Here is a 22,713-nt window from a genome sequence, read left to right on the forward strand (position 1 = left end):
GATTAAAGCGTGCCGGAAATTGGTGTAGACCTTGCCGTCAGGTGAGCACCTCATTACGGTCCGTGAGAACGCTCTCACAGACCCTACGGAGGACCGGGTGCGCTTACTCGGAGTCGTCGTACTGGCCGGCGCCCTGCTCACCGCGGGCCAGGCCGGTGCATCTCCCCCACCAACCGCGGCATCAGCACCCACCGTCACGCTGATCACCGGGGACCAGGTGCTCACCGGACAGCGCGCGATCAGACCCGCGCCCGGACGTGAGCGCGTCCTGTTCTCCACGTACACCTCTGGAGGACACGAGTACGTGGTGCCGCACGACGCCATCCCGATGATCGCGGACGGCCGTCTCGACGAGCGCCTCTTCGACATCACCGAGCTCGCGACGTACGGCGGCACCCTGCCGGTCATCGCCACCTACCCCGAAGGCACCCTGAGCGCGCAGTCCGGCCTTCAGCTGCGCAGCATCAACGGCGTGGCGTTCGACGCGGCCAGGACCCCGCTCGCCGGCACCCTGTCCGCGTCGGGCGCGAAGAAGATCTGGCTCGACGCCAGGCGCAGGGCGAACCTCGACCGCAGCGTCGCCCAGATCAACGCCCCCGCCGCCTACGCCGCGGGCCTCACCGGCAAGGGCACCACGGTCGCCGTCCTCGACACCGGCGTCGACCACACCCACCCGGACCTCGCGGACCGCGAGATCGGCGAGCGCAACTTCTCGAACGCGGCCGACAACGGCGACCACTACGGTCACGGCACGCACGTGGCGTCGATCGTCGCGGGCACCGGCGCGAAGAGCGGCGGCAAGTACCGCGGCGTCGCACCGGACGCGCGCATCCTCGACGTGAAGGTGCTGGGCGACAACGGTTCCGGGCAGGACAGCGGGATCATCGCCGGCATGGAGTGGGCGGTCGAGCAGGGCGCCCAGATCATCAACATGAGCCTCGGCGGCTACGACACCCCCGAGGTCGACCCCCTCGAAGAGGCCGTGAACCGCCTCAGCGCCGAGAAGGGCGCGCTGTTCGTGATCGCCGCCGGCAACAGCGGACCCAACGCGCGCACGATCGGCTCACCCGGCACCGCCGACGCGGCCCTGACCGTCGGCGCGGTCGACGACCGGAACGGGATCGCGGAGTTCTCGAGCCGCGGCCCGACGCAGGCCGGCACGCTCAAGCCCGACCTCACCGCGCCCGGCGTCGGCATCGTCGCAGCCCTGCACTCCGACGGCAGGATCGGCGCGCCGGTCGCCGACGGCTACACCTCGCTCGACGGCACCTCGATGGCGACCCCGCACGTCGCGGGCGCGGCGGCACTGCTGCGCCAGCAGCACCCGGAGCTGAACGGCATCGCGCTGAAGGCCCGTCTCACCGGCACCACCACGCCGACGGAGCAGCTCACGCCGTTCGAACAGGGCTCCGGCCGTGCCGACGTCGCCAAGCTGATCAAGCAGAACGTGACATCCTCCCCGGCGAGCATCAGCTTCGGCGCACACCAGTGGCCGCACACCGCCGAACCCGTGCTGACCAAGGAGATCACCTACTCCAACGCGGGCTCCGAGCCGGTCACGCTCGACCTCACCACCGACACGAACGGCACCCTGTTCAGCGTCTCCCCCGCCCAGCTCACGGTTCCGGCGGGCGGCACCGCGACGGCCACGGTCACCGCGGACGTCACCAAGCAGCCGGCGGGTGGCGTGTTCGGCGGCGCCGTCGTCGCGAGCGGCCTGCGCACCACCGTCGTGGCCGACCTGGAGGTGGAGAGCTACGACGTCAAGGTCACCGGCGTCGAACGGTCCGGCGTCACGACGGCGTCGACCTTCGCGTTCCTGATCAACGTCGACACCGGCGCCCGCGTCTGGCCGAACAGCACGACCGGCGTCGCACGGGTGGCCAAGGGCCGCTACCTCCTGAACGGCAGCGTGATGTCGTCGTCCGGTGCCTACACCCACGACGTCATCAACTACCCGAACCTGACCGTCTCCGGCGCCACGACGATCAGCCTCGACGCCCGCCAGGCCAGGCCCGTCCAGGTGACGCTGCCGGTCCCCGCGCGGCTCTCGTTGCTGCAGACCGGTTTCGAGCGGGTCGTCGACGGCGCCGCCTACACCATCGGCAACTTCTCGGTCGGCGGTTCCATCGACCACCTCGGCGTCGCGAGCCTCGGCCCCGACTCGAACGAGGTCACCGGCAAGATCGCCACGTTCTGGACCGCGGGCCCGGACTTCTACGGACTCGCCTGGTACCGCAAGGGATCCGCGCCCAACGGCCTGACGAAGACCATCGCGAAGAAGGACCTCGCGACGGTCAAGGTCGACATGCCCGCTCTCGAACCGGGCCAGAGCGCGTCGATCGGCCACACCTCCTCACCCGAGGGCCGTGCCGGCTGGACGTACGGTTCGCTGGACAACTTCGTTCCCGGCCGGCGCACCGAGTACTACGGCGGCGAGGGCGGTGACTGGTCGCGCAGGTTCAACCTGTTCGACGAGACCGGCAACATCGGCGCGCTCGTCACCCCGCTGCGGCACTACAGGCCGGGCAGGTCGTACGTGGAACCGTTCAACCGCGCGGTGTTCGGCCCGGCACTGCCCCCGGCCCGCGGCGTCCCGCACTCGTTCCGTACCGGCGACTTCGTCCGGATCACCGTGCCGCTGTACGGCGACAACGCGGGCAACGCGGGCTACGGCCCCGTGACCGAGGCTCGCACGACGCTGTACCGCGACAACGTGAAGGCCGCCGAGACGGCCGAACCGGGCTGGGCGATGGCCGACGTCCAGCCGGGCGCCGCGCACTACCGCCTGGAAACCTCCGCCGTCCGGGACGCCGCCCTGAGCTCCAGGGTGTCCGGTGTGTGGACGTTCCGCAGCGACACGACGGCCCGGCAGACGGCGCTGCCGCTGTCCGTCATCCGCTTCGCCCCGCAGCTGGACGACAACGGCTACGGCCGCGCCGGCCAGATGCTCTCGGTGCCGATCTCCACGCAGTCGCAGGTGGACGCGGTGCGCGTGACGTCCGTCGAGGTCTCCTACGACGGCGGCACGACGTGGAAGCGCACGCAGATCACAGCCAACCGCGTGCTGCTCGCCCACCCGCGGGACGCCAGGTCGGTCTCCTTGCGCGCCAAGGCGTCCGGCAGTGGCCAGACAGTGGAGCAGACGATCGTCAACGCGTACCTGCTCCGCTGACCGAACCGGCCCGCGCGCTCCCGAGCCCACGAGGCGAAGGAGCGCGCGGGCTTTCCCACTCCCGGCGGGACGCCGTCGAACGGGATCGTCGTCGCTGTAGTTGACTGGAGATCATGCGAAGGGGGCCGCGGTGCGGGAACTGACTGACGAGATCGCCGCCGCCCACCGCCCGCCACCCACCAAACCCACGCCGGCCGGGGTGAGCATCCCCGGCCGCCACGTCGCCGAGGTCGCACGACATCCCGACGGCCGGCTCGCGGTCATCACCTGGTCGTCACCGAAGATCGACCCCGGCCTGCTCAACCCCGCCCTGCACGTCGTGGAGACCGGCGGGACCGTCACCGACCTGGGCGCGACGCCCGCGGACGCCGGTTCGCCGGTGTGGTGGGGCGACGAGGTCTGCTACCTCGCGCTGACGCCGCCGCACCTGCAGGGCGGCAACGCCGTCTTCGACCAGCGCCACCGCAACCTCACCGAAGGCATCCGCGCCTGCCCGATCGACCTCGTCCAGGACGACGGCGAGGCACCGGTCGTGGTCGTCGCGACCGGCCTGGACACCGAGTTCCGCCGCCTCGACGGCCGCTTCCTCGCCCGCGTCCGGGGATCGCACCTGCCGCCCCGCTACCGCGACCTCGACGGCATCCCCTGGGGCACCCAGGAACGCCTCCGGTACCGAGCGCCGGACGGCCTGGAACTCGACGGCCTCCTGGTGCTGCCGCCGGGCAGGACCAGCCGGGACGGACCGTATCGCCTGGTCACGCTCGTGCACGGCGGGCCCTACGACCGCTGGACCGACGACCTGCAGTTGCACTGGGTGCCGTCGGCGCAGTGGTTCGCGCATCAGGGGATCGCGTGCTTCCTGCCCAACCCGCGGGGTGGACAGGGGCGCGGCCACGAGTTCGCCGCCGCCGTCGCGCACAGGGTGGGGCAGGAGGAGTGGCACGACATCGAGGCCGGCATCGACCTGCTCGTCGCGGAAGGAGTCGCGGACGGGAACAGGCTCGGCATCGCCGGGTGGAGTCACGGCGGGTTCATGGCCGCGTGGGCCACGACCCGGACGGATCGGTTCAAGGTCGCGCTGGTGGGCGCGGGGATCTCGGACTGGCCGCGCCTGATCGCCACGGGTGAGTGGGGTGCGTTCGAGGCGGCGCTGGGCGACGGCCCCGAGCACAGTCCGCTCACCTACGCGGATCGGATCCACACGGAGATGTTGATCGTGCACGGCGCGGACGACACGAACGTGCCGGTGGAGCAAGCCGAGCTCCTGCACGGCGCGGTGAAGCACTCCGAACTCGTCGTCTATCCCGGCGAAGGACACTCGCTTCGGCAGCGTGAGCACAGGCTGGATCTGCTGAACCGAACCAGAAGGTTGTTCGCGAAGCTCTGAAACTTGCGCAAACCCTGCGCAAGGCAAGCAAGCTCAGAGCAAGCGCCCGCAAGCCGGACTATCGAGCGCACATCAATTTTTCGGGCAGGTTCGGGCCCGAACCTCCCGCGACATCGGATGTCCTGTCGCTGGTGATCGCCCTAGCGCACGTTGGGACACTGGTCGGACGTGTCCACGAAGACCCGTCTTTCCTGCTCAAAGCGCTATGTCGCAAATTTGCGCAATCACGTCGAGATATTGCGGTAATCTGCTGGTCACTTCTACGGTGAGGCGCGCCATACCCCCTCGCGTCCCCACCGAGAAGGGCCAAGCACGCCATGCATCGCTTGTCACTGACGACACGCCGCCGCTCCCTGCTAGCCCCCATAGCGGCACTGATCACCGCGGCGGCGACCCTGACCATCGCCCCCGCCGCCCAGGCCGCTCAGGTCAGCCTCGACCTGGCCGAACACACCCGGATCGACCAGGTCACCCTCACGGCCCCGAAGAACAGCACCGAAACCTTCGCCGTGCAGACCAGCCTGGACGGCAGAGGCTGGTCGACGCTGGTCGCGGAACGACCACACGCCTTCAAGAACGGCAAGGTGACGTTCCAGGTCGACCCGACGGTGGTCCGGCACGTCCGCGCCACCAAAACCACCGCGAAGCTCGAAGTCCGCGAAGCAGCCGTCAGCGCCCAGTTGCAGGCGACGTACAGCGCGAGCAGCACCAACCAGAACTACGGGCCGGGCAACGCCGGTGACGGCAACCAGGGCACGTACTGGGAGAGCGCGAACAACGCGTTCCCGCAATGGATCCAGGCCGACCTCGGCGCCGCGCTCAAAGCCGACCGGGTCGTGCTGAAGCTCCCGACCGCCGGCTGGGGCGCCCGCACCCAGACCCTCGCGGTCCAGAGCAGCACGGACGGCCAGAACTTCACGGACCTCGTCGCATCAAGGGGTTACGAGTTCGCGCCGTCCGCGAACAACACCGTCACCATCGACTTCACCGCGGCCACCGCGCGGTACGTCCGGCTGCGGATCACCGGGAACACCGGCTGGCCGGCGGCCCAGCTCAGCGAGTTCGAGGTGCAGGGCCCCACCGGGGGTGACACGCAGGCCCCCACCGCGCCGGGGAACCTCGCCCTCACCGAGCCGCAGGCCGGGCAGATCCGGCTGACCTGGAACGCGAGCACCGACAACGCGGGCGTCACCGGCTACGACGTCTACGCCAACGGCACCCTGCGGACCACGGTGACCGGCACGACCCACACCGACAGCCAGCCCGACGGCCTGCACGTCACCTACCACGTGATCGCCAAGGACGCGGCCGGCAACCAGTCCCCCGCCAGCAACTCCGTGACGCGCGAGGGCGCCACCGGCACGAACCTGGCGCAGGGCAAGCCCGTCACAGCGAACAACAACGTGCACGACTTCGTCGCCGCCAACGCCAACGACGGGAACGTGGCCACCTACTGGGAGTCCAACGGGTTCCCCGGCACGCTGACCGTCCAACTGGGATCGAACGCGGACGTCAGCTCGGTCGTGGTCAAGCTCAACCCCGACCCGATCTGGGGCGCCCGCACGCAGAACGTCGAGGTCCTCGGCCGCGAGCAGAACGCCACCGGCTTCACGAGCCTCGCCGCGGGCCGCGACCACCGCTTCGACCCGGCGTCCGGGAACGCCGTCACGATCAACACGGCCGGACGGGTCGCCGACCTGCAGCTGCGCGTCACGTCCAACACCGGAGCGCCCGGCGCCCAGGTGGCTGAGGTACAGGTGTTCGGCACCCCTGCCCCGAATCCCGACCTCACCGTCACCGCGACGTCGATCACGCCGGCGAGCCCCGTCGAGACCGACCAGATCACGCTGAACGCGACAGTCCGCAACGCCGGAACCGCGGCGTCCGGAGCCACCGACGTGACGTTCTTCCTCGGCACCACCAGTGTCGGCACGGCCCAGGTCGGTGCCCTCGCGGCCGGCGCGCAGGCGAACGTGAGCACGACGATCGCGGCCAGGCCCTCGGGCAGCTACGAGTACACGGCCAAGATCGACGAGACCAAGAAGGTCGCGGAGCAGGACGAGACCAACAACGCCCGCATTCACCCGGACGCGCTGGTCGTGACCCCGGTCCCGAGCTCCGACCTGGTGGCCGTGCCGTCGTGGTCACCGAGCAACCCGGCCAACGGCCAGAACACCACGTTCAGCGTCGCGATCAAGAACCAGGGCACCATCGCCAGCGCGGCCGGCGCCCACGGCATCACGGTCACGATCCTGAACAGCAGCGGCCAGACCGTCCGCACGCTGACCGGCAGCCACAACGGCACGATCAACGCGGGCGCGACGACCGCCGCGGTCAACCTCGGCACGTGGCCCGCCGACGACGGCCGCTACACCGTCCGCACGGCGATCGCCGACGACGGCAACGAGATCCCTGCCAAGCAGGGCAACAACACCAGCGAGCAGTCGCTGTTCATCGGCCGCGGCGCCAGCGTTCCGTGGCAGCACGTCGAGGCCGAGGACGCCGCCGTCGGCGGTGGCGCGCAGGTCCTCAGTCCGAACAGGACGATCGGCGACCTCGCCGGTGAGGCGTCCGGCCGCCGTGCCGTCACGCTGAACGGCACCGGCCAGTCGGTCGAGTTCACGACGTCCGGTCCCACCAACACCCTCGTCACCCGGTTCTCCATCCCGGACAGCTCCAGTGGCGGCGGCATCACGTCGAACCTCAACGTCTACGTCAACGGCCAGTTCCACAAGGCCATCGACCTCACGTCGAAGTACATGTGGCTCTACGGCAACGAAGCCGGGCCGGGCAACTCCCCGGGAGCGGGCGGGCCACGCCACATCTACGACGAGGCGAACGTGATGCTCGACTCGACGTTCCCGGCGGGCACGAAGATCAAGCTGCAGAAGGACGCGGCCAACACCACGAACTACGCGATCGACTTCGTGAACTTCGAACAGGTGACGGCTGCCGGAAATCCTGACGCCGCACGCTATGCCGTGCCCGCCGGGTTCACCCACCAGGACGTGCAGAACGCGCTCGACCGCGTCCGGATGGACACGACCGGCACGTTCGTCGGCGTCTACCTGCCCGCGGGCACCTACCAGACGGCGCAGAAGTTCAACGTCTACGGCAAGGCGGTCCGGGTGGTCGGCGCGGGTCCCTGGTTCACCCGGTTCCAGGCTCCGCTCGCGCAGGAGAACACCGACATCGGCTTCAGCGCACAGTCGTCCGCTAGCGGCTCGACGTTCAGCGGCTTCGCGGTGTTCGGCAACTACACCGCGCGCATCGACGGGCCGGGCAAGGTGTTCGACTTCGCCGGCGTCCAGAACATGACCATCGAGAACATCTGGGTCGAGCACATGATGTGCCTGTTCTGGGGCAACAACGTCGACAACAACGTCATCAGGGACAACCGCATCCGCGACATGTACGCGGACGGCCTCAACCTGACCAACGGGTCGGCGGGTAACCGGATCGCGAACATCGAGGCCCGGTCGACCGGCGACGACGCGTTCGCGCTGTTCGCCGCCACCGACGGCGGTGGCAGCGGCCAGCAGAACAACGTCTTCGAGAACCTGTCGGTGCTGACGCCGTGGCGTGCGGCCGGTCTCGCGGTCTACGGCGGCAAGCTCAACACGTTCCGCAACATCTACGTGGCGGACACGCTCACCTACTCCGCCGTGACGATCAGCTCGCTCGACTTCGGTTACCCGATGGAGGACTTCGGGCCCGAGCCGACGACGTTCAGCGGGCTCACGCTCGTGCGGTCCGGCGGTCATTTCTGGGGCGCGCAGACGTTCGGCGCGATCTGGATGTTCTCCGCTTCCAAGAAGTACACCGGGATCCGGGTGAGCGACGTCGAGATCGTCGATCCGACGTACAGCGGAATCATGTTCCAGACCAAGTACAACGGTGCGGCCGAGAACATCTTCCAGGACACGGTGCTGTCCAACGTGAGCATCTCGGGCGCGCGCAAGAGCGGTGACGCCTTCGACGCCAAGTCCGGCTTCGGCCTGTGGGCCAACGAGATGCCGGAGCCGGGTCAGGGCCCGGCCGCCGGTGAGGTCACGTTCAACGGCCTCAGGTTCAGCGACAACTTCCAGGACATCAGGAACACGACGTCCACCTTCAAGATCACTATCAACTGATTTCCCCTGCCAAGAAGGACAATCAATGAAAAACACGCTAGTGAGGCGTGCGGTGAGTGCTGCCTTGGTCAGCGCCCTCGCACTGTTCGGATTGACACCCACGGCAGGAGCAGCGGTCGTCAGGCTGTCCGCGAACCTGACCGCGTCCAGCACCAACGGCCCGTTCGGCGCCGGGAACGCCGGTGACGGCAACCAGGGCAGCTACTGGGAGAGCACGAACGGCGTGTTCCCGCAGTGGATCCAGGCCGACCTGGGCGCCGCGAGGAGCGTCAGCAAGGTCGTGCTGCGCCTGCCCTCGGACTGGGAGCAGCGCACGCAGACGCTTGCCGTGCAAGGAAGTTCCGACGGCTCGCAGTTCAGCGACCTCGCCGGCTCCGCAGGGCGGGTGTTCTCGCCCGGCTCCGGCAACACGGTGACGCTGGACTTCGTGGCCACCAGCACCAGGTACGTGCGCGTCACGATCACCGCGAACACCGGCTGGGCCGCCGGGCAGCTCAGCGAGTTCGAGGTGCACGGCGAGTCCGGACCGGTCGACCCGCCGCCCCCCGGTGACAACCTCGCGGCAGGCAAGCCGGTCGAGGAGTCCGGGCACGTGCACGACTACGTGCCGGGCAACGCGGTCGACGGCAACACCGGCACCTACTGGGAGTCGGGCGGCCTCCCCGGTCACCTGACCGCGAAGCTGGGCTCGAACGCCGATGTCACCTCGGTCGTCGTCAAGCTCAACCCCGACGGCGTGTGGGGTGCCCGCACGCAGAACTTCGAGGTGCTCGGCCGTGAGGCGAGCGCCACGGCGTTCGGCACCCTGAAGGCACGCGCCGACTACCGGTTCGACCCGGCCACCGGCAACAGCGTGACCATCCCGGTGTCCGGCCGCGCGTCGGACGTGCGGCTGCACTTCTACTCGAACACCGGCGCGCCCGGCGGCCAGGTCGCCGAGTTCCAGGTGTTCGGTGCCTCCGCGCCGGCGCCCGACCTGACCGTCACGAACCTGACGTGGACCCCGGCGAACCCGAGCGAGGCCGACGCGATCAGGCTCACCGCCACCGTGCGCAACGGCGGCACCGTGGCGTCCGGCGCGACGACGCTGAACGTGACGCTCGGCGGCACCGCCGCGGGCACCGCCCAGGTCGGCGCGCTCGCCGCGGGAGCCACGGCGGCCGTCACCGTGGACGCCGGCCGGCGGGGTGCCGGGTCCTACGCGGCCGCGGCCACCGTGGACCCGGCCAACCAGGTCGCGGAGTCCAACGAGGGCAACAACACCTTCACCTCCGGCTCTCCCCTGGTCGTCGGCCAGGCACCGGGACCGGACCTGCAGATCACCGGTGTCACGCCGAACCCGTCATCACCGGCGGCGGGCCAGCCGGTGACGTTCGCGGTGCAGGTCAACAACCGCGGCACCTCCGCGGCGGGCGCGTCGGTGACCCGCGTGGCCGTCGGCGGCAGCACCTTGACCGCCGACACCGGAGCGATCAACGCCGGTCAGACCGTCACCGTCAACGTCGGCACCTGGACCGCCACCAACGGCGGTGCCACGGCCACCGCGACGGCGGACGCGACCAACGTGGTCACGGAAACCAACGAGAACAACAACACCGCCACCCAGTCCATTGTGGTCGGACGCGGTGCGTCCGTGCCGTTCACGAGCTACGAGGCGGAAGCGGGCCGCTATCAGGGCACGCTGCTGCAGGCCGACGCGGAGCGCACGTTCGGGCACACCAACTTCGGGTCCGAGTCCTCGGGCCGCAAGTCGGTGCGTCTCGACGCTCAGGGCCAGTTCGTGGAGGTCACCTCGACGGTCAGCACCAACTCGATCGTCGTGCGCAACTCGATCCCGGACGCAGCCGCGGGCGGTGGCCAGGAGGCGACGATCAGCCTGTACGCGAACGACCAGTTCGTGCAGAAGCTCACCCTGTCGTCGCGCCACAGCTGGCTCTACGGCACGACCGACGACCCCGAAGGCCTCACGAACCGTCCGGGTGGCGACGCCCGCAGGCTGTTCGACGAGACTTCCCAGCTGCTGGCGAGCAGCTACCCGGCGGGCACGAAGTTCAAGCTGCAGCGCGATTCCGGTGACAACGCGCAGTTCTACGTCGTCGACCTGATCGACCTGGAGCAGGTCGCGCCGGCCGGGCAGAAGCCCGCCGAGTGCGTCTCGATCACGCAGTACGGTGCCACGCCGAACGACCAGACCGACGACGCCGACGCGATCCAGCGCGCGGTCACGGCCGACCAGACCGGCCAGATCCCGTGCGTCTGGATCCCGGAGGGCAGGTTCCGCCAGGAGAAGAAGATCCGGTGCCCTGCCTGAACTTCAGCACCGTCATCTGCGGGTCGATGCCGGCCGGGAAGGCGCCCTTGTCGGGGTTGCGGTCGAACGCGACGCGCGAGCGGTTGACCGACGCGTTCGTGAGCTCGCCGATGCCGAGGCTGATCGAGCCGGGCCGCACGTCCTCGTGCGCCTCGACGACCGACTCGGTGATGCCGTCGACCACGGCGGCCAGTGCCTGCGGCTGCATGCCGAGGATCGACAGGTTGTAGGCGAGGTTGTGCGACTGACCGCCGGGGCCGCTGTGCGTGTGCGTGGCGGAGAGCAGCAGGTTCTCGCGCGTGTAGGTGCTGCCGTACCTGGCCTGCAGCTTGGTGAGCACGCCCTCCTGGACCGCGCGGAAGATCATCGCGAGGTCGGCGTTGACGTACGCGACGCGCTTGTTCGTGGCGCGGTCGACCACGACGTAGGCGCGCGACCGCAGCCGTTGCTGGATGCCCGTCGTCTTCTGGTCGAACTTGGAGTAGCCCATCATGCCGTTCTCGGCGGCCGGGCCGGTGACGTCGGAGATGCCCCGGCCCACCAGGTAGGGCTCGGGTTCCGCCCATGCGAACGGGCCGCTGACCAGCGCCGCACCGACCAGTGCGGCGACCACCGTCAAGACTTTCGTCCGCATGAGCACCCCGCTAAGTGAATGGCATTCACATTTCGGAGTTGACGGTAGGTGATCCAGACCACTTCGAGCAAGTCACCGCGAGTGCGTTGGCCGTGACGACGAGCGAGATCCCAGCCCAATGGTGGAGTGCGAGCGTCTCCCCCAGCACCACGAGCCCCGCCAGTGCCGCCAGCACCGGGTGCACACTCATCGCCAGCCCGAACAGGCGCGCGGGCACCTTCCGCAGCGCGATCACGTCGACGGCGTAGGGCACGACGCTGCAGAACACGCCCGCGCCGACCGCGTACAGGATCGACATCCCGGTCAGCTTCCCGTGCAGCACCAGCAGCACCGCGACCGGGACGTAGAGCATCGCCGACATCGCGGTCGCGACGGCGGGCGCCTGCAGACCGGGCAGCCGGGCGCCGACCAGGCGGTTGAGCAGGATGTACGCGGCCCAGCAGCCCGCGGCGAGCAGGCCGAGCCCGACGCCGAGGTAGTCGCTGCTGGGGCCCGGCAGCACCAGCACGTACACGCCGGCCGCCGCGATCAGCACGAACAGGAAGTCGCGGCGGGTTCGTGAGCCGGCGAGCGCGACGCCGAGAGGCCCGAGCACCTCCAGCGTGACGGCGAGGCCGAGGCCGATGCGGTCGATCGCCATGTAGAGGCTGAGGTTCATCGTGGCGAACACGAGCCCGAGCGCGAGCGTCGGCCACCACTGCGCCCGGGTGAATCTTCGCAGGTTCGGCCGGGCCACCGGGAGCAGCACCGCGGCGGCCACGAACTGACGCACCGCCACGACACCCGCCGGGCCGATGGCGGCGAACGCGTGGGCGCCCACGGCAGCGCCGATCTGGTTGCTGGCCGCGCTCGCGGTCATCGTGGCGAATCCACCGAGGCTCTTCATGCCGCCCAGCCTGCGGTCCAGGCTTTGATACGGGAAATGCATCGGCCGCGTCACCTATACGCTGAACGCATGGATCTGCGGCACCTGCGGGCGTTCGTAGCGGTGGTCGACGCGGGCACGTTCACCGACGCGGCAAGGGAACTCGACCTGACCCAGGCGTCGGTGTCGCGTTCGGTCGCCGCGCTGGAGGCCGCGCTCGGCGTGCGGCTGCTGCAACGCTCCACCCGGCACGTCGCGCTCACCGCCGTGGGCACCCAGGTGCTCGACGGTGCCCGACGGGTGCTGGACGAGGTCTCCCACCTGCATCGGATCGCGTCGCAGTCGCTGACCGAGCTGCGGATCGGCTACGCCTGGGCGGCGCTCGGCAAGCACACCCGGCGCGTCCAGAAGGCCTGGGCCACGGAGCATCCGGGGTTGCCGCTGGTGTTCGTGCAGTCGAACTCACTGAGCGCCGGACTCGCCGAGGGCATGGCCGACGTCGCGGTCGTGCGCAGGGCACTCGACGACACGCGGTTCGAGACGGCGCTGCTCGGCACCGAGCGGCGCTACGGCGTGGTCGCGACGGACAACCCGTTGGCGCGCAAGCGTTCGCTGAAGCTCGCCGACCTCGCCCGCTACTCGCTGGCGGTGGACGACCGGACCGGCACGACCACCCTGGACCTGTGGCAGCCCGGCAAGGCCCCCGCCGTCGTGCGCAACACCCACAGCGTCGACGAGTGGCTGACGCTGATCGCCGCCGGGCAGGCCGTCGGCATGACGTCGGAGGCGACCGCGAGCCTGAACCCGCGTCCCGGCGTGGCCTACCGGGCCGTGGTGGACGCGCCGCCGATCGCGGTGTGGCTGGCGTGGTGGAAGGACCAGCCGCCACGGCACCTCACCGACCTGATCACGCTGGGGTGCGACGCCTACCGCGCTGTGTGAGGAATCGCTGCCAGACCAGGGGAACGAGTAACGACAACGAGCCCGGTGCCGACCCGCAGGCATGAGGTTCTTGATCGCACCTGTGCTCCTCGCCTTCCTCGCCGCGGGCTGCACCCCGGAGGTCGCCGGGTCCGGTTCGGCGACCGGCCTGCCGGAGACGACCACCCCAGAGACGACCACGCCGAGCACCACGACGGCGGCCGCCCTCGACGGGGTGCCTCCGGAGAAGTACGAGGGCATGCCGTCGCAGTACTGCGAGCAGCCCTTCACCGGCGCGCTCGGCAAGCAGATGCTGGCTGTCGTCGTGGAGACCCCGCAGGGGCGGCTGAACTGCGATCAGGCCGGGGCGGTGCTGTTCGACTACTACGCGCAGCGCGCGGAGCCGAAGGCGGGCCTGCCACCGATCGACATCGGGCCCCTGTCGTGCAACCAGGTCGCCGAGGGCATCATGCCCCAGGTCGTGTGCGCCGACGGGGAGAACGTCATCTACTCGATGTGGCCGCAGACCTGACGCCGGCGGGGGTGGGCGGGTCGATCCCGCCCACCCCGCGACGTCAGTCCGTGCCGAACTCCATGGCCGCCGCGTCGAGCAGCTCGTCGGCCGCCGAGACCTCACCGCGTGAGGCGATGGCCTCCGCGCCGCCGTCCGGCACCTCGCCGATCAGCTGGGTCGGTTCCGGCAGGGCCGAGATGAGCGCCGACTGGCGGGTGCCGACCATGCCGAGGCTCGCGAAGAGCTCCAGCTTGGCGCGCGAGTCCGCGATGTCGAGGTTGCGCATGGTCAGCTGGCCGATGCGGTCGACCGGGCCGAACGCCGAGTCCTCGGTGCGTTCCATCGACAGCTTGTCCGGGTGGTAGCTGAACGCCGGGCCGGACGTGTCGAGGATCGAGTAGTCGTCGCCCCTGCGCAGCCGCAGCGTGACCTCGCCGGTGACCGCCGCGCCGACCCAGCGCTGCAGCGACTCGCGCAGCATCAGCGACTGCGGGTCGAGCCAGCGGCCCTCGTACAGCAGCCGGCCGAGCTTGCGGCCCTCGTTGTGGTAGGCCGCGACGGTGTCCTCGTTGTGGATCGCGTTCACGAGGCGGTCGTAGGCGATGAAGAGCAACGCCATGCCGGGCGCCTCGTAGATGCCGCGGCTCTTGGCCTCGATGATGCGGTTCTCGATCTGGTCGGACATGCCCAGACCGTGGCGGCCGCCGATGGCGTTCGCCTCCAGCACGAGGTCGACGGCGTCGCCGAACTCCTTGCCGTTGATCGTGACCGGGCGGCCCTGGTCGAAGCCGATGGTGACGTCCTCGGTCGCGATCTCGACCGACGGGTCCCAGAACTTGACGCCCATGATCGGCTCGACGATCTCGATGCCCTCGTTGAGCAGCTCGAGCGACTTGGCCTCGTGCGTCGCGCCCCAGATGTTCGCGTCGGTCGAGTACGCCTTCTCGACGGACGAGCGGTAGGGCAGGTCACGCTCCAGCAGCCACTCGGACATCTCCTTGCGGCCGCCGAGCTCCGTCACGAACGCGGCGTCGAGCCACGGCTTGTAGATCCGCAGCGACGGGTTCGCGAGCAGGCCGTAGCGGTAGAACCGCTCGATGTCGTTGCCCTTGTAGGTAGAGCCGTCGCCCCAGATCTGCACGTCGTCGTCGAGCATGGCGCGCACGAGCATGGTGCCCGTGACGGCCCGCCCGAGCGGCGTCGTGTTGAAGTAGGCGCGGCCACCGGACCGGATGTGGAACGCGCCGCAGGCCAGCGCCGCGAGGCCTTCCTCGACGAGCGCGGCACGGCAGTCGACGAGACGCGCGATCTCGGCACCGTACGTGCCCGCGCGACCGGGGACGGTCTCGATCTCGGGCTCGTCGTACTGGCCGATGTCCGCGGTGTACGTGCAGGGCACTGCGCCCTTCTCACGCATCCACGCGACCGCGACGGAGGTGTCGAGACCACCTGAGAAGGCGATGCCGACGCGTTCGCCGGCGGGAAGTGAAGTGAGCACCTTGGACACGTTGAGAATTATGCACGACGATGTATGGGCATGCACGTCGGGGTCTCTGTTAGTTGCGCCTCAGCCCTGTCGCCACAGCTCTTGGACGCCATCCAGGGGCGGGTCGAGCTCGTCGGCCTTGGCCTGCATGCGCTGAATGCTGCCCTCGTGCTCCATGGAGCGCATCGCCGTGATCGCCGCGTACAGGTGCGCACCCACGTACGGATCCCGCTCCTTGCGTTCGGAGACCTCACCGAGCGTGGCGTTGTACATGGCGTCCGTCATCGCCGCGAGCAACGCGCGTGCGCGCGGAGCGACCCCCTTGGGCGCGGAGGCGTCGATGATCGGCGTGACCCGTTCCCACACCTCGTCCGGCGGGCCGGGCGGGTACAGCTGGTTGAGACCGAGCAGACCGTTCTCCAACGCGCCCATCACCAGCCAGATCTCGCCCTCGTCGGCGGGCAGCAGCCGTTCGACGGCCTCGGCGTCCCGCCGGAGGTAGGCGATGGCGAGCCGCAGACCGGTGGCCTGGCTGCGGTTCTTGCTCGCAGGCTCTTCGAACCACCATTGTTGTTGCGCGGTCCTGGGGAACATGTCCGCAGTGTGCGCTCTCCATCTCGATTTGGCCCGATGGCTTAGGCAAGCCTAACCAAACGTGTACGTTGCTGGCATGTCGCGTTACTCCGCCTTCGACCGGTTCACCCTCAAGGCCGCCACCAAGGCCGCCGAGATGATGATGGCCCCGGCGAACCGCCGCGAGGTCTTCGACCAGTTCGTCATGACCGTCACGGCGGTGACCGAACTCAGCGACCACATGCGCCGGATCACCTTCCACGCGCCGGAGTTCGCGTCGTTCGCCGTGACCGGGCCCGACGAGTACTTCGGCCTGCTGATGGCGACCGGCCGCGAACTCGTCATGCCGGCCGACGACCGCATCAACGTCCGCACGTCGTTGCGCGCGATGCCCGAGGACACGAGGCCGGACCTGCGCTGGTACACGGTCCGCGCGCACCGGCAGGACGTGGCCGAGATCGACGTCGACTTCGTGGTGCACGGCGACGCCGGCCCCGGCACGCGGTGGGCGCGGCGCGCGATCGCGGGTGACAAGGCCGGGTTCCGAGCGGGTGGCTCCGCCTACCGCCCGCCCGCCGGCGGGTCGGTGCTGCTCGCGGCCGACGAGACCGCGCTGCCCGCCCTCGCCGCGATCCTCGAGGTCGAGACGCGGCCGGTGCACGTGTTCGTCGAAGTGCCGGACGAGTCCTACCGCGTCGACCTCGACGTGGAGTGGGTGCTGCGCGGCGACGCCGAGCCGGGATCCGCCGTGCTGAAGGCGATCCAGGACAAGGCGCTGTCCACTGTGGAGTACGCGTGGGCGTGCGGGGAGTCGGCGCTCGCGACCGGGGTGCGCCGGCACCTGGTCAAGGACCGCGGGGTGGACCGCAAGGCGATCATGTTCAGCGGGTACTGGAAGGTCGGCTCGGCCCGCATGTGAAACGCCCGGCGACGGGCCTGATGAGAGCGCGACCCCGGAACGTGATCGCTTCCGTTCCGGGGTTGTTAATTTCCCGGTACGGCAAAGATTTGATGAAGTACCTAGACGTGAAGGTGCTTCATGTACCACCTTCGGCCTCGCAAGCCTCGCTCCCCTGCATCCCGGAGGCCGCTGTTGAGGAAGAAACTCCTGTCCGCGCTCGCCGGAGCACTGCTGATCACGGCACTGTTCCCCGGCATCGCGCTCGCTGACCCGCCCCGCGCCATCCCTGCCAACCACGAGGCGGCCGACGGCAAGTGGCAACCGGCGTTCGACTACGACGGTGACGGCTGCTACCCCACCCCGGCGATCTCGCCGAATGGTGACATCGCGACCGGCCTGAAGAACTCGGGCGCGCTGAACGGTAACTGCCACGACCGGTCCGACCTGGACAACACCAACTCCTACAGCCGCTCCAAGTGCAACAACGGCTGGTGCGCCTACCTCTACGACCTGTACTTCGAGAAGGACCAGGCCGTGCCGCTCTGGGACTGCTGCGGCCACCGCCACGACATCGAGCACGTGGTCGTCTGGGTGCAGAACGACGTGGCCCAGTACGTCTCGACGTCGGAGCACGGCAAGTACAAGACACACCCGCGCGCCAACGTGCAGTGGGAAGGCACCCACCCGAAGATCATCTACCACAAGGACGGCGCCAGTACGCACTGCTTCCGTCTCGCGGGCGCGGGCGAGCAGGCGGAGAACCACTACGGGGTCTACCAGTACCCCGCTCTGGTCAGCTGGGACCGCTACCCCGCCGGGGTGCGCGACAGGCTCGTGAACGCGAACTTCGGCAGCGCGTCCCTGGCGATCAAGGACGGCGCGTTCAACCACAACCTGGGTATCGCCAAGCCGGCCGGGATCCCGTTCGACCCGAACGCCTGATCACGACGGCACGAGGGCCGTCCCCACCGGGACGGCCCTCGTCAGGCGATCAACGCTCGCCGAGCTGCCACTCCGGCCGCACGTAGTGGCACGTGTAGCCGTTCGGGTAGCGCTCCAGGTAGTCCTGGTGCTCCGGCTCGGCCAGCCAGAAGTCCGACTCCTGGGTGACCTCGGTGACGACCTTGCCCGGCCACTTGCCGGAGGCGTCGACCGCGGCGATCGTCTCCTCCGCGATCTTCTTCTGGGTGTCGTCGGTGTAGAAGATCGCCGAGCGGTAGCCGGCGCCGATGTCGTTGCCCTGGCGGTTGCGGGTCGACGGGTCGTGGATCTGGAAGAAGAACTCCAGGATCTGCCGGTAGCTGAGCTGCTCGGGGGCGAACACGATCTCGATGGCCTCGGCGTGGTTGCCGTGGCGGCGGTAGGTGGCGTTCGGCGTGCTGGGGTCGCCGGTGTAACCGACGCGCGTGGAGACGACGCCGGGGTGGCGGCGGAACAGGTCCTGCATGCCCCAGAAACAGCCGCCCGCGAGAACAGCCTTCTCCGTCACAGTGTCACTCCTCTTCTCGGTGTTCACTCAGGAGAACGTTCGGTCTCCCCTGGTTCATCCCCGTCAGGTTGTGACGTAACCATTACGGACCTGGCTTCGATGACCTCGCCCAGGTAGCGCATCACGACGGCCACGGCGGCGGCGACCGGGACGGAGAAGAACGCGCCCGCGATGCCGTAGAGCGACGTGCCGGCCGTGACGACGAGCAGGACGAGCGCCGCGTGCAGGCGCAGGCCGCGCGACTGCAGGATGGGCTGCAGCACGTTGCCCTCGACCTGCTGCACCACGATGACGATGACGAGCATGATGACGGCCGTGGTCAGGCCGTTGCTGACGAGCGCGACCAGCACGGCCAGCGCACCGGCGATGAACGCGCCGATGATCGGGATGAAGCCGCCGAGGAACGTCAGCGCGGCCAGCGGTACCGCGAGCGGCACGCCGAGGATCACCAGGCCCAGCCCGATGAAGATCGCGTCGATCAGCGACACGACGGCCTGGCTGCGGATGAAGCTGCCGAGCGTGACCCAGATCCGCTCCAGCACCGTCGTGACGTGCCCGCCGGCGCGCTCACCGATCAGCCCGCGCACCCAGGGCGTGAACCGCATGCCGTCCTTGACGAAGAAGAAGGCCAGCAGCAGCGCCACGATCCCGGTCACCAGGCCCGACGTCACCGCGCCCGCGCCGGTCAGCAGCCCGCCGGCGATCGACCCGATGCTGGACTGGATCTGGTCGACGCCCTGCGAGATGAGCCGGTCGAGATCCGTGTCGCGCAGGTTGAACGGCGGCCCGGACGCCCAGTCCTGCAGCTGCCTGACGGCCTTCTGCGCGCTCTGCGCGATCTCCGGCACACCGGACGCGATCGACGACGAGATCGCCGCGATGACCCCGCCCAGTACGCCGAGCCCGACGAGCAGCACGATCGTCGCCGCCAGGGCCGAGTTGAGGCCCTTCGACATCATCCACCGGGCCGGCGGCCACAGCACCGTCGTGATCAGCAGGGCGAGCAGCACGGGCATGACGACCACCCACAGCTTCCCGACCAGCCAGAAGACCATCCAGAAGCCGAGCGCGGCCAGCGCCACCCGCAGACTCCACCGCGCGAGCCAGCTCACGCCGTGCCCGATGGCCTCACCCTTGTCCGTCCACCTGCGATCCCGTTCCACGTCCCACAGTCTGTCGTGACTTAGCCCGATCGGGTGGCGGGACGCGCCGAAATCACCCTGACCCGGAACGCGTCAGGTGGCGGGGGTGAGCACGCCGTCGACGTCCGGCGCGACGGAGCCGCGGATCAGCTTCCGCACGACGGGCAGGCCGGAGAGCCGCAACACCATGTCCCGCAACGCGATCCGCCACGCGGACGAGGGCGCCATCCAGCCGATGAACCGCCGCCCGAACTCCTGGGTGTGCTCCACGGCGGGCTTCATCCGGCCCTGATAGCGCTCGAAAGCGCCCTCGGCACCAGCGGTGAGCTCTTCCGCCAGCACGCAGGCGCCGGTCATCGCGAGTGAGGCCCCGTGGCCGGCGAACAGCGAGACCGCCCCGCACGCGTCGCCCACGAGCACGACCCTGCCGCGATGCCACACCGGCATGTCCACTTGGGACACTTCGTCGTAGTAGACGTCCTCCGGCAGCACGGAGAGCAGCGCGGGCGCGACCCAGCCGAGGTCGCCGAACCGCTCCCGCAGCGCCGCAGCCGGATCAGCCGGCAGCTCGGGAGAAGCGGACCGGTAGAGCATCAACGCGGCCATCGCCCCGTCCCGCACGGCGTAGCAGCCGATCATCCGATGCGGCACGGTCAGCATCTGGTAGCGGTGGCCGATCCGGGCGCTCAACTCCACGTCCCGGACCGAGAACGCCGCCGTGTGATGCCCCAGATACCGCACGAACGACGCCGAGGGCCCGAACACCAGCTCCCGCACCCGCGAGTGCACCCCGTCGGCACCGACGACCAGGTCGAACTCGTCCGAGGACCCGTCGGGGAACGTCACCCGGCCGTCGTCGAAGACAGCGGAAACCGTTGTGCCGTAACGGATCGAGGCTCGCAGTTCAGCGCGGATCACCGAGGCCAGGTCGCCGCGCAACAGGCTGATCACCCCGTCCGCGACCGCCTCGTAGGCGGCGGCGGAGATCTCAGCGCGCCGGCGCCCGGAGGAGTCCACGCTGGTCACCGACGAGATCGGCGCCCGCCGCGCCTCCAGCGCCGGCAGCAGCCCCATCCGCCGCGCCACCTCGTGGCCCGGCCCGAAGAAATCGATCAGGTAGCCGCCCGCACGGAACGACGGTGCCTTCTCCACCACCGACACGTCCCACCCGGCACGCTCCAGCCACCACGCGGACGTGAGCCCGGCGATCCCCGCTCCGACGATCAGCGCTCGTTGTTGGGCGTTCGACTTAGGCATATGCCCAATCTAGCACTACGGGTGCGGCCTGCGACTGCTCCGCCCACTCGTCCAGAACCAGAGACCGGCCACGACCAGCGCCAGCACGCCCAGTCCGAGCGCGCCGTCGGGGATGTCGCCGTCGTCCTGCTGTTGCAGTTGCTGAAAGTTCTGCGCGGCCGCCTGCGGCACCTGGATGGGCGGCGGCGTGGGCGTGATCGACGCAGGCTGCGCGACCAACGCCAGCGGAATCGCCTCGGTGTCGTTGAAGTCGACCATCCCGGTGGCCTCGAGCACCGTCATGTGGTCGAGCACGGTGTCCATGCAGACCTTGGCGTAGTCACGGATCGCGGTGTTGCGCGTGCCGGTGCGCACGGCGGCGAGGAACTTGTACACACCGCCGTGCGCCGCCCTGAGCCGATTCGCGAACACACGGTCGAACTCGGGGCTGCGCGCGGGGGCGGCCGTCATCTCGTTCAGCCAGCCCTGCTGCGCCTCGCTGGGCTGCGTCGGCAGTGACACGCCGAACGTGCGAGCGAGCACGGCGGTGCGCCGGTCCAGGTCGGCGTGCCCGTCGATGAGGTGCCGACCGGCCTCCTGCACCTTCGGGTTGGCCGACTTCTCGAGCCCCATCCGTCCGGCGGGGCCCTCCCACAACCCCGCGAGGGCCACCTTCTCCAGCAGGTCCCGCCCGGCCGGACCCATCGGCCCGAACTGGGTCTGCACGTAGTCGGGCCCCAGATCCTGCTGCGCGAACGCGGGCTGCGCTCCGACCAACAACGCCAGCAAAGCGACGAGGAGTATCCGCATGCCGAGAGGTACGGACAGGCGACGGCGCACCGACTGTTGCACAGTGCAATGTTTATCGTTTCGTTACCCGAGGCGGGCCCTGTCGTCCGCCGAGGCCGGTGGCGAGCCGCGCTGGTCAGCCCGCGACGAGGCGCCGGAACGGGCCCGCGACCACGCGGAAGTCGACTGACGAGTCCAGCGCGCGATGCAGTACCAAGCCGTCGATGGCCGCGCCCAGCAGCAACGCCACCGCGTCGGCGTCCTGCACGCCCGAGTCCCGCAACCACTCGGCGACCCGCGTCCGGAAGTCCACGACCAGCGCCGACAGGCCGGCCCGCAACTCGGGCAACCGATGCGCGGCCAGGAACGCCTCGGCCAGCAGCAACGACTCGGGATCCGTGCCGGTGAAGCGGGACAGGTCCTCGAAGATCCGCTCGACGCCCTCGGCCGGCGACACCGCCGCCAGCGCCCGCGCCGACTCGGCCAGCACGCGCGAGGCGAACTGCAGCGCGGCCGTCGACAGCAGTTCGGACACCGACGAGTAGTGGTAGTGCACGAGCGCGGCGTTGACGCCCGCCCGTTCGGCGACCAGCCGCGTGGTCACCGCACCCCAGCCGACCTCGCCCACGAGCTGTGCGGCGGCGTCGATCAGTTGTTCACGGGTGCGGCGACCGCGGTCGGCTGACTTGGGCACGTGCTCAACTTAGCTTTCGGCCTTCTTCGTGAACGCCTCGAGCACCTCGGACCAGCCGCCGGTGTTGTCCTGAAGAGCCTTCGCGCGCAGCTCCTCCGAACCCGCGAGCTGCGAGAACCCGCTCTCCACAACCTTCAGCCGAGTCGCCGTACCTTCAGGCGTGAGGGTGAACTCGACCAGCGTCGTGTTGTCCGCGCTCAGCTCCTGCCCGCCGAACGCGCTGGCCCAGCGGTAGGACACGTACGTCTGCGGCGTCACGGTCTCGACCCGCACCGGGAAGTCGCCGTACTGCTCGTTCTTACAGAGGGTCGTCTCCCCCTCGACCGCGGTGCCGGAGGGCTGGGAGGCCACCCAGAACCCCGGCTCGGTCACCAGCTGCCAGACCCGCGTCAACGGTGCTTCGATCAGGGTCTCGCGTTCGATCCGGTCCACGCTCACGACAACTCCCAGGTCCGCCAATAAG

At 69.5% G+C, this 22,713-nt stretch carries 18 protein-coding genes; 8 read left to right on the forward strand and 10 right to left on the reverse strand.

The annotated features are described in order from the left end of the window. Nucleotides 1-97: 97 nt before the first annotated feature. The 4 genes from BLR21_RS07205 (at nucleotide 98) to BLR21_RS07220 (ending at nucleotide 11,006) form a co-directional block, all read left to right on the forward strand. The gene (locus BLR21_RS07205) at nucleotides 98-3,175 is read left to right on the forward strand and encodes a S8 family peptidase (RefSeq protein WP_143027638.1); all 3,078 of its coding nucleotides are present in this window, start codon (nucleotides 98-100) and stop codon (nucleotides 3,173-3,175) included. A gap of 130 nt (nucleotides 3,176-3,305) precedes the next feature. After that, complete coding sequence (locus tag BLR21_RS07210; protein WP_256334526.1) at nucleotides 3,306-4,562, forward strand: alpha/beta hydrolase family protein; 1,257 nt, start codon at nucleotides 3,306-3,308, stop codon at nucleotides 4,560-4,562. Nucleotides 4,563-4,888: 326 nt separating this feature from the next. Beyond that, on the forward strand, nucleotides 4,889-8,695 hold the full coding sequence (locus BLR21_RS07215; protein ID WP_256334527.1) for a galactose-binding domain-containing protein: 3,807 nt from the start codon (nucleotides 4,889-4,891) through the stop codon (nucleotides 8,693-8,695). 52 nt (nucleotides 8,696-8,747) lie between these two features. Next, nucleotides 8,748-11,006: a CARDB domain-containing protein gene (locus BLR21_RS07220; protein WP_256334528.1), complete on the forward strand. Its 2,259-nt coding sequence runs from the start codon at nucleotides 8,748-8,750 to the stop codon at nucleotides 11,004-11,006. Here BLR21_RS07220 and BLR21_RS07225 read toward each other — a convergent pair. Both BLR21_RS07225 and BLR21_RS07230 read right to left on the reverse strand, forming a co-directional pair. Further along, complete coding sequence (locus BLR21_RS07225) at nucleotides 10,918-11,640, reverse strand: neutral/alkaline non-lysosomal ceramidase N-terminal domain-containing protein (RefSeq protein ID WP_256334529.1); 723 nt, start codon at nucleotides 11,638-11,640, stop codon at nucleotides 10,918-10,920. The two genes, BLR21_RS07220 and BLR21_RS07225, sit on opposite strands and share 89 nt — an antisense overlap. A gap of 25 nt (nucleotides 11,641-11,665) precedes the next feature. Then, on the reverse strand, nucleotides 11,666-12,568 hold the full coding sequence (locus BLR21_RS07230) for an EamA family transporter (protein ID WP_256334530.1): 903 nt from the start codon (nucleotides 12,566-12,568) through the stop codon (nucleotides 11,666-11,668). Nucleotides 12,569-12,595: 27 nt separating this feature from the next. Between BLR21_RS07230 and BLR21_RS07235 the strand changes: the two genes are divergently transcribed. Together BLR21_RS07235 and BLR21_RS07240 are read left to right on the forward strand one after the other, a co-directional pair. Continuing rightward, nucleotides 12,596-13,447: a LysR family transcriptional regulator gene (locus tag BLR21_RS07235; protein ID WP_090004888.1), complete on the forward strand. Its 852-nt coding sequence runs from the start codon at nucleotides 12,596-12,598 to the stop codon at nucleotides 13,445-13,447. A gap of 61 nt (nucleotides 13,448-13,508) precedes the next feature. Continuing rightward, on the forward strand, nucleotides 13,509-13,958 hold the full coding sequence (locus BLR21_RS07240) for a hypothetical protein (protein ID WP_090004889.1): 450 nt from the start codon (nucleotides 13,509-13,511) through the stop codon (nucleotides 13,956-13,958). A gap of 43 nt (nucleotides 13,959-14,001) precedes the next feature. Here BLR21_RS07240 and argG read toward each other — a convergent pair whose 3' ends face one another. Beyond that, nucleotides 14,002-15,447 carry an argininosuccinate synthase gene (argG, locus tag BLR21_RS07245; protein WP_090004890.1) on the reverse strand — a complete coding sequence of 482 codons (1,446 nt, stop codon included), beginning with the start codon at nucleotides 15,445-15,447 and terminating at the stop codon, nucleotides 14,002-14,004. A gap of 60 nt (nucleotides 15,448-15,507) precedes the next feature. Next, nucleotides 15,508-16,020, reverse strand: a complete 513-nt coding sequence (locus BLR21_RS07250; RefSeq protein WP_090004891.1) for a hypothetical protein — start codon at nucleotides 16,018-16,020, stop codon at nucleotides 15,508-15,510. Nucleotides 16,021-16,096: 76 nt separating this feature from the next. Between BLR21_RS07250 and BLR21_RS07255 the strand changes: the two genes are divergently transcribed. Continuing rightward, complete coding sequence (locus BLR21_RS07255) at nucleotides 16,097-16,918, forward strand: siderophore-interacting protein (RefSeq protein WP_218130781.1); 822 nt, start codon at nucleotides 16,097-16,099, stop codon at nucleotides 16,916-16,918. Between the two features lie 174 nt (nucleotides 16,919-17,092). Continuing rightward, nucleotides 17,093-17,842 (forward strand): NPP1 family protein, encoded by a 750-nt coding sequence (locus BLR21_RS07260; protein WP_420843857.1) that lies wholly within the window; start codon nucleotides 17,093-17,095, stop codon nucleotides 17,840-17,842. 49 nt (nucleotides 17,843-17,891) lie between these two features. Here the strand turns inward: BLR21_RS07260 and msrA are convergent, their stop codons facing one another. From msrA to BLR21_RS07290, 6 genes are all read right to left on the reverse strand, one after another. Continuing rightward, nucleotides 17,892-18,389 (reverse strand): peptide-methionine (S)-S-oxide reductase MsrA, encoded by a 498-nt coding sequence (msrA, locus tag BLR21_RS07265; RefSeq protein ID WP_090005121.1) that lies wholly within the window; start codon nucleotides 18,387-18,389, stop codon nucleotides 17,892-17,894. Nucleotides 18,390-18,412: 23 nt separating this feature from the next. Further along, entirely contained in the window at nucleotides 18,413-19,552 is a 1,140-nt protein-coding gene (locus tag BLR21_RS07270) for an AI-2E family transporter (protein ID WP_090004893.1), read from the reverse strand. Between the two features lie 72 nt (nucleotides 19,553-19,624). Further along, the gene (locus BLR21_RS07275) at nucleotides 19,625-20,788 is read right to left on the reverse strand and encodes an FAD-dependent oxidoreductase (protein WP_090004894.1); all 1,164 of its coding nucleotides are present in this window, start codon (nucleotides 20,786-20,788) and stop codon (nucleotides 19,625-19,627) included. A gap of 15 nt (nucleotides 20,789-20,803) precedes the next feature. Next, the gene (locus tag BLR21_RS07280; RefSeq protein ID WP_218130782.1) at nucleotides 20,804-21,619 is read right to left on the reverse strand and encodes a DUF4142 domain-containing protein; all 816 of its coding nucleotides are present in this window, start codon (nucleotides 21,617-21,619) and stop codon (nucleotides 20,804-20,806) included. A 73-nt stretch (nucleotides 21,620-21,692) separates the two neighbouring features. After that, nucleotides 21,693-22,250, reverse strand: coding sequence for a TetR/AcrR family transcriptional regulator (locus BLR21_RS07285; protein WP_090004896.1), 558 nt, complete (start codon nucleotides 22,248-22,250; stop codon nucleotides 21,693-21,695). Between the two features lie 9 nt (nucleotides 22,251-22,259). Continuing rightward, complete coding sequence (locus BLR21_RS07290; protein ID WP_090004897.1) at nucleotides 22,260-22,688, reverse strand: SRPBCC domain-containing protein; 429 nt, start codon at nucleotides 22,686-22,688, stop codon at nucleotides 22,260-22,262. Nucleotides 22,689-22,713 lie beyond the last annotated feature (25 nt).

The sequence above is a fragment of the Lentzea albidocapillata subsp. violacea genome, from assembly GCF_900100275.1.
In the GTDB taxonomy this organism is placed as follows: domain Bacteria; phylum Actinomycetota; class Actinomycetes; order Mycobacteriales; family Pseudonocardiaceae; genus Lentzea; species Lentzea violacea.